The organism is Actinoallomurus acaciae, assembly GCF_042429965.1.
GTDB classification, from domain to species: domain Bacteria; phylum Actinomycetota; class Actinomycetes; order Streptosporangiales; family Streptosporangiaceae; genus Actinoallomurus; species Actinoallomurus acaciae.
In genome coordinates this window covers 1-5,949 of record NZ_JBHLZP010000489.1, presented here as the reverse complement: position 1 = coordinate 5,949, position 5,949 = coordinate 1, and the positions used below count along the sequence as shown (strand labels likewise).

The 5,949-nt window shown below is 72.2% G+C and carries 5 protein-coding genes; 2 read left to right on the top strand and 3 right to left on the bottom strand.

What is annotated here, in order from left to right:
- Both ACFFNX_RS39600 and ACFFNX_RS39595 read right to left on the bottom strand, forming a co-directional pair.
- Window positions 1-2,145: ATP-binding protein (locus ACFFNX_RS39600; protein ID WP_378211293.1), on the bottom strand; the 2,145-nt coding region annotated here is incomplete at its 3' end.
- A gap of 872 nt (window positions 2,146-3,017) precedes the next feature.
- A complete protein-coding gene (locus tag ACFFNX_RS39595) occupies window positions 3,018-4,202 on the bottom strand; it encodes a thiolase family protein (RefSeq protein WP_378211292.1) in 1,185 nt (394 codons plus the stop codon).
- 92 nt (window positions 4,203-4,294) lie between these two features.
- On the opposite strand from ACFFNX_RS39595, the gene ACFFNX_RS39590 reads away from it, so the two are divergent.
- Entirely contained in the window at window positions 4,295-4,747 is a 453-nt protein-coding gene (locus ACFFNX_RS39590; RefSeq protein ID WP_378211291.1) for a winged helix-turn-helix transcriptional regulator, read from the top strand.
- 21 nt (window positions 4,748-4,768) lie between these two features.
- Here the strand turns inward: ACFFNX_RS39590 and ACFFNX_RS39585 are convergent, their stop codons facing one another.
- Window positions 4,769-4,966, bottom strand: a complete 198-nt coding sequence (locus ACFFNX_RS39585) for a hypothetical protein (RefSeq protein ID WP_329245219.1) — start codon at window positions 4,964-4,966, stop codon at window positions 4,769-4,771.
- A 279-nt stretch (window positions 4,967-5,245) separates the two neighbouring features.
- Here ACFFNX_RS39585 and ACFFNX_RS39580 point away from each other — a divergent pair.
- On the top strand, window positions 5,246-5,949 hold a 704-nt coding region (locus ACFFNX_RS39580; protein WP_378211290.1), incomplete at its 3' end, for a serine/threonine-protein kinase.

Below are 5,949 nucleotides of genomic sequence, written 5' to 3'. Positions count from 1 at the left end.
CATGGCCCACCGGCCCCAGGCCGCCCCGAATCTCGCACCCGCCTCGAACCGCTCCTCGTACCGCTGGGCGTGACCGGCGGCCGCGTCGAGTTCCCCACGGCGTACGGCCACGGCGACCAGCACCGCGAGCCCCAGCAGCACGAACGCGTGCGAGCCCATCTGGTCGGCGTCCGCCAGCCCCGCCTGCGCCTCCGCCGCGGCGTCGTCGAGCCGGCCCTCGGCGAGCCGCAGCCGCGCCCGGAAGATCGCGGGCGAGGGCGCGTACGCGGTCTGCCCGAACTCGGTGATCTCCTCGGCGACCTGGGTGAGATGGGAATCGGCCTCCTCCAGCCTTCGCATGTCGGTGAGCAGGGTGGCCAGGTGCAGACGCGGATGGACTCGCCGCGCCTCGACGTCGTCGTGCGGCGCGATGCGGACCGCCTCGCGTACGTGGCTGATCCCGTCGGCGGCCTTACCGTCGCTCCAGGCGAGATAGGAGAACAACATCCGCGCGCCCACCTGGGCGGCGCGGCTGTGCTGCCGGCCGGAGTCGATGATCTCCTCGGCCAGTTCCCGTCCCCGCCGGAAGTCGTGAACGGCGTACAGGGCGCGCAGGTAGACCTGCTCGGCCAGGCCGCGCTTGTCGCCGGTCAGGTCGGGCTGGGCGAGCGCCTTCTCGGCCTCGCACACCGCGTCCGCCGGCCGTCCCGCCAGCAGCAGCGCGTACGCCAGCTCGGACCGGAGCCGCGCGGCCTGCCCGGGGTGCTGGGCCTGGCCCATCGCGGTACGGGCGAAGTCGGCGGCCTCGGGCAGCCGCCCGGAGGTCGTCAGGGCGTAGACGGCCGTCACCGTACGGTCGACGCGGTCCGGATCACCGGGCGTGGTCAGTTCGAGGGCGCGTACGGCGAGGTCGGCGGCGCTCTGCGGGGAGGACGGCAGCACTTCGCGTACGGCCTGGTCGAGCCCCTTCAGCGCGTGGCCGTCGCCCGGCCGGGCGTAGTGCATGAGATGGGTGGCGGCCGGGATGGCCGAGCCGCCGCGTCTCAGCAGCATCTCCGCGGCCTGCCGGTGCAGCGCGTGGCGGACCGGCACGGTGACGGTCTCGGTCACGGCCTGCCAGAGCAACTCGTGCCCGAACGTCAGCTGGTCCCCGGAGGCGGCCACCACGGCGGCCGCCTCCGCCTCCTCCAGCGCCGGCAGCAGACGGCTGGGCGGCTCGTCGAACATCTCGGCCAGGTCGTCCACGCGGAAGGAATGCCCCAGCACGGCGGCGACCTGGAGCAGGTGCCGGGTGTGCGGCGACAGCCGGCCCAGCCGGCTGCGCGCGATCTCCTGCATCCGCCGGGGCAACTGCCGCGAGACCAGCGTCACCTGGCCGTCGGCGGTCCGTACGGCGTTCTCGTCGTGGAGGCCGCGCAACAGCTCCACCAGCAGGAACGGGTTGCCGCCGGTCGCCGCGGTCATCGCGAGCAGCTCGGGCCCGGGCGCCGCGCCGAGCACGTCGTCGATCACCTCGGCCACCGCGCGGTCGCTCAGCGGCTCCAGGACGATCCGGACGGCGCCGTCCCGCGCCAGGATCTCAAAGACCCGGTCGGTGCCCGACCCGGTGACCCCCGTCGTCTTCGCCAGGATCCACAGCAGCGGGTAAGAGGCCAGCTCCGGAACGATCGACCGGAGCGCGAGCAGGGTCGTCGGATCGGCCCACTGCAGGTCGTCCAGCGTGATCAGGAACGGGCCGCGCGCCACGCGTTGCTCCAGACGGCTCTGCAACCGCTCGATCAACCGCAGCCGCAGGTCGGCCGTTTCCGCCGTGGGGTCCAGGCCGTCGCGCAACGTCTGGGGAGACTCCCCGAGGGCGGTCATCAGCGGCACGAGCGGCGCGAGCCGACTCGGCTCGTCCGCCGCGCCGTGCGCGAGCATGAACCCGCGGGCGGCCGCCGCCTCGATGGCGTCGGAGAGCAGCCGGCTCTTCCCCATGCCGGACTGGCCCTCGACGAGAACCACGCTGCCCCGGCTGCGCTCGGCGGCCACGATCGCGGCGGACACCGCCCGCCACTCCCGGCCACGACCACGCCAGCCACGCCGCGACGATCGTTCGAGGTCGACTCCGGCCTGAGCATCGAAGGCACGCGGCGAACCGCTCGCCGCCGTGAGTCCATGAGACACCAGATTTATAACCTACCTGGTCAGGGCCCCTATGGGCCTGCCCGGTGGGGGCGCGGACAGGCATTGGGTGGTGCGTCCGTTGCCTCTCGGGGCGCGAGACGGCGAGAGCGGGCGGAGTGGGTCCGGCCGGCCGGGCCTCAGCACTTTCCCCCCGAAACGGTGCTGAGGCCCGCCGGCCCATGCCCTCGCGGGTTCCGCGGCGACGTCGGTCGGCGGTCAGGTCGTCCAGACCGCTGAGCCGCCGCCCCCAGCCGGGCTCAGTCGACCGGACGTCCGCGTCGCGAACCTTCGGAACGAGAACACACTTGAATTGTTCGTTTCTATGGCCGGTTCCGTATCAGCCACATGGGCAGGTTGCGGATTCCGTATACACCTCGGCCCCGGACGGGCCGAGACGGCACGACCAGCCGACCGGATCCACTGCCGACCCACCGCCCGAGCATGGCCACCACCACAGGTTATCCACAGCCGCACGAACAGTCTTCCCTGGCCAAACCCGGCGCTGGACAATGAAATCGGGGGGCGCCCCTCTGCCCGGGGCGCTCTGTGAGGGGGCGGGGGGCTCGGCGGCGATTGTCCGGACAGGCCTGTCCGGCAGCGGTGCTTTCCCGACCGTGTCTACCCGACCGCGCCATCCGCAGGCCCGGTGATGATCGCAGTGTCCCGGCCGCGGCGGCGCGCCTGTGAGGCGGCGCGCCTGTGAGGCGGCGCGCCTGTGAGGCGGCGCGCCTGTGAGGCGGCGCGCCTGTGAGGCGGCGCGACCGTGACGCGCTGCGACCGTGAGGGGCCGGGGCTCGGCGGTGCCTCTCAGGCGTTGCCCTCTCGACTGTGGCCGCCCTGGCCGCGCCGTTCAGCCCCGTGCCTTCGCGGCCTCAGGTCAGTCGCTCCAGGATGGTCGCGTTGGCGAGTCCGCCGGCCTCGCACATGGTTTGCAGGGCATAGCGGGCGCCGCGTTGGCGCATGGCGTTCACGAGCGTCGTCATCAGGCGGGTGCCGCTGGCGCCCAGCGGATGGCCGAGCGCGATCGCGCCGCCGTTGACGTTGACCTTGGCCGGGTCGGCGCCGGTCTCCTGTAGCCAGGCCAGCACCACGCTGGCGAACGCCTCATTGACCTCGAACAGGTCGATGTCCTCCAGGCGCAGCCCGGTGCGGCGGAGCACCTTCTCGGTGGCCGGGATGACGCCGGTCAGCATCAGCAGCGGGTCCGAGCCGGTCACCGCGAAGCCGTGCAGCCGGGCCAGCGGTCGCAGTCCCAGCCGGGCCGCGGTCTCGCTGGAGGTGATCAGTACCGCCGAGGCGCCGTCGTTGATCGGGCTGCTGTTGCCGGCCGTCACCGACCACTCGATCTGCGGGAAGCGTTCGGCGTACGTGGGGTCCTCGAAGGCCGGGCGGAGGCCGGCGAGCACCTCCGGCGTCGTTCCGGGTCGTACGGACTCATCGCCGTTGATCAGGCCCGCGTCGGTCCGTATCGGGGCGAGTTCGGCCTCGAACCGGCCGTCGGCATGCGCCTCGGCGGCGTGATGGTGCGACAGTGTGGCGAACTCATCCATGCGCTCCCGGCTGAGCGACCACTTGGCGGCGATCAGCTCCGCGCTGATGCCCTGGGGGACGAGGCCGTCGGGGAACCGCCGGGCGAGGCCCGGCCCGAACGGATCGGCGCCGACCGGCACGTTCGACCACATCGGGACCCGGCTCATCGACTCGATCCCGCAGGCGATGACCAGGTCGTACGCGCCGGAGATCACGCCTTGGGCGGCGAAGTGGACGGCCTGCTGGGAGGAGCCGCACTGCCGGTCGACCGTGGTCGCCGGGACCGAGTCGGGGAATCCGGCCGACAGCCAGGCGTTGCGCGTGGTGTTCATGGCCTGCTCGCCGACCTGGTCGACGCAGCCGCCGATCACGTCGTCGACCAGCTGCGGGTCGATCCCGCTGCGCCCGATCAGGGTGCGCAGCGTGTGAGCGAGCAGCTCGACCGGGTGCACGCTCGCGAGCGTGCCGGTCGGGCGTCCCTTGCCGATCGGCGTGCGTACCGCCTCGACGATCACGGCGTCGCGCATGGCTCTTCGCCTCCAGACGTCAGTTTGGAAATCCAACTAACCGTAGGCCGGAGTGAGTTGGAAAAGCAAACGCATCGTCCTACGGTGGTGACATGGCCACGGCACGCCCCTGCTCCATCGCCGACGCGCTCGCCGTCATCGGCGAGAAGTACTCCCTGCTCGTGCTGCGTGAGGTCTTCTGGGGCGTCCGGCGCTTCAACGACATCGCCGCCAACGTGGGAGCGCCCCGCGACGTGCTGACCGCGCGCCTGAACCACCTCGTGGAGGCGGGTGTGCTGGAGAAGATCCCGTACAGTCGGCGCCCGCTCCGCTATGAGTACCGCCCGACGGAGGCGGGCCGCGAACTGCGCGGCGTGCTGTTGATCCTGATGGCCTGGGGCGACCGGCACCTGAGCGATCGGCCGCCCGTGGTGTTCGAGCACTCCTGCGGCACCGACCTGGAACCGGCCGTCGTGTGCCGCTGCTGCGGCAAGGAGATCGTCCCCGAGTCGCTCAAGGCGCGCTTCCAGGTCGAGGGCTGGGGCGCGGCGGGCCGGGCGGGCTGAGGTCCGGCCGCCGGGCGGGCGTCACCGGCTGGGCTGCGGAACCTTGCAGGCCACCCACGGGTTGAGGCCGGCGTAGTTGAGCGGGCCGGAGATGATCGTGACGCCGATGGTGGCGAACCTGCCGCAGCTCGCGTCGAAGTGGGAGTAGTAGTGGCGCTGTCCCGCGGCGAGCCCGCCGATGATCAACCACGCCACGATCAGGGGCGGTCCGGCTCGCATCAACCACCTCCGCTGAGTGGTCACCGGCCCGGGACCGGGCGGCGAATCACGACAAGATCGCCCATTAGTTAAGCAACTCCGACTAGCACTGTCACCCATAACGGCCGATGGGTCGGGAATCGCTTGCCCGTCCAAGCAGCGCGAACGGCCTGAGGGAGGCCCGCCGACCGGTCTGACCGGAAGTCAACGGTCCGGATGATTCATCCCCTGTACGGGGGCGCCGCACCGTAGTCTTTCGGTGACAGGCGGGCACCCACGGACCCCGGTGGGGTGAGGCGAGTGACGGTACGGACCGGTGTTTTGGTCGCGGGCCGATACCGGGTCGAGCGTCAGATCGGCTCGGGCGGGATGGGCGCCGTCTGGCTCGCCCGCGACGAGCGCCTCGACCGTCTGGTGGCGCTCAAGCGCACGCATCCGGCCGCCGACGAACGGCGGCTCCGCGAGCTCTCCCGCGAGGCGCGCATCGCCGGAGGCATCGACCATCCGCGCGTCGTGACCCTCTATGACCTGGTCACCGACGACGCCGCGACCTGGCTCGTGATGGAGTACGTTCCCTCGCGCAACCTCGCCGACGTCATCGCCTCCGACGGGGTCCTCGCGCCGGAGGCGGTCGCGCGGATCGGCCGGCAGGTCGCCGACGCGCTCTCCGCCGTGCACGGCCGTGGCATCGTCCACGGCGACGTGAAACCGGGCAACGTCCTGATCACCGAGTCCGGCGACGCCAAGCTCACCGACTTCGGGGTCTCCCGCGCGGTCTGGGCCGACGAGACGGTCAGCGACAGCGGCCTGTTCCGCGGCACCCCGGCGTACGTCGCCCCGGAGGTCGCCCGCGGGGCGAAGCCCCTTCCCGCGGCCGACGTCTTCTCGCTGGGCGCCACGCTGTTCGCCGCCGCGGAGGGCGACTCACCGCTCGGCGACGGTGTGGGCCCGATGACCGCCGTCTGGCGCTCGGCGTCCGGCCACGTCGCCGCGCCCTGCGACGT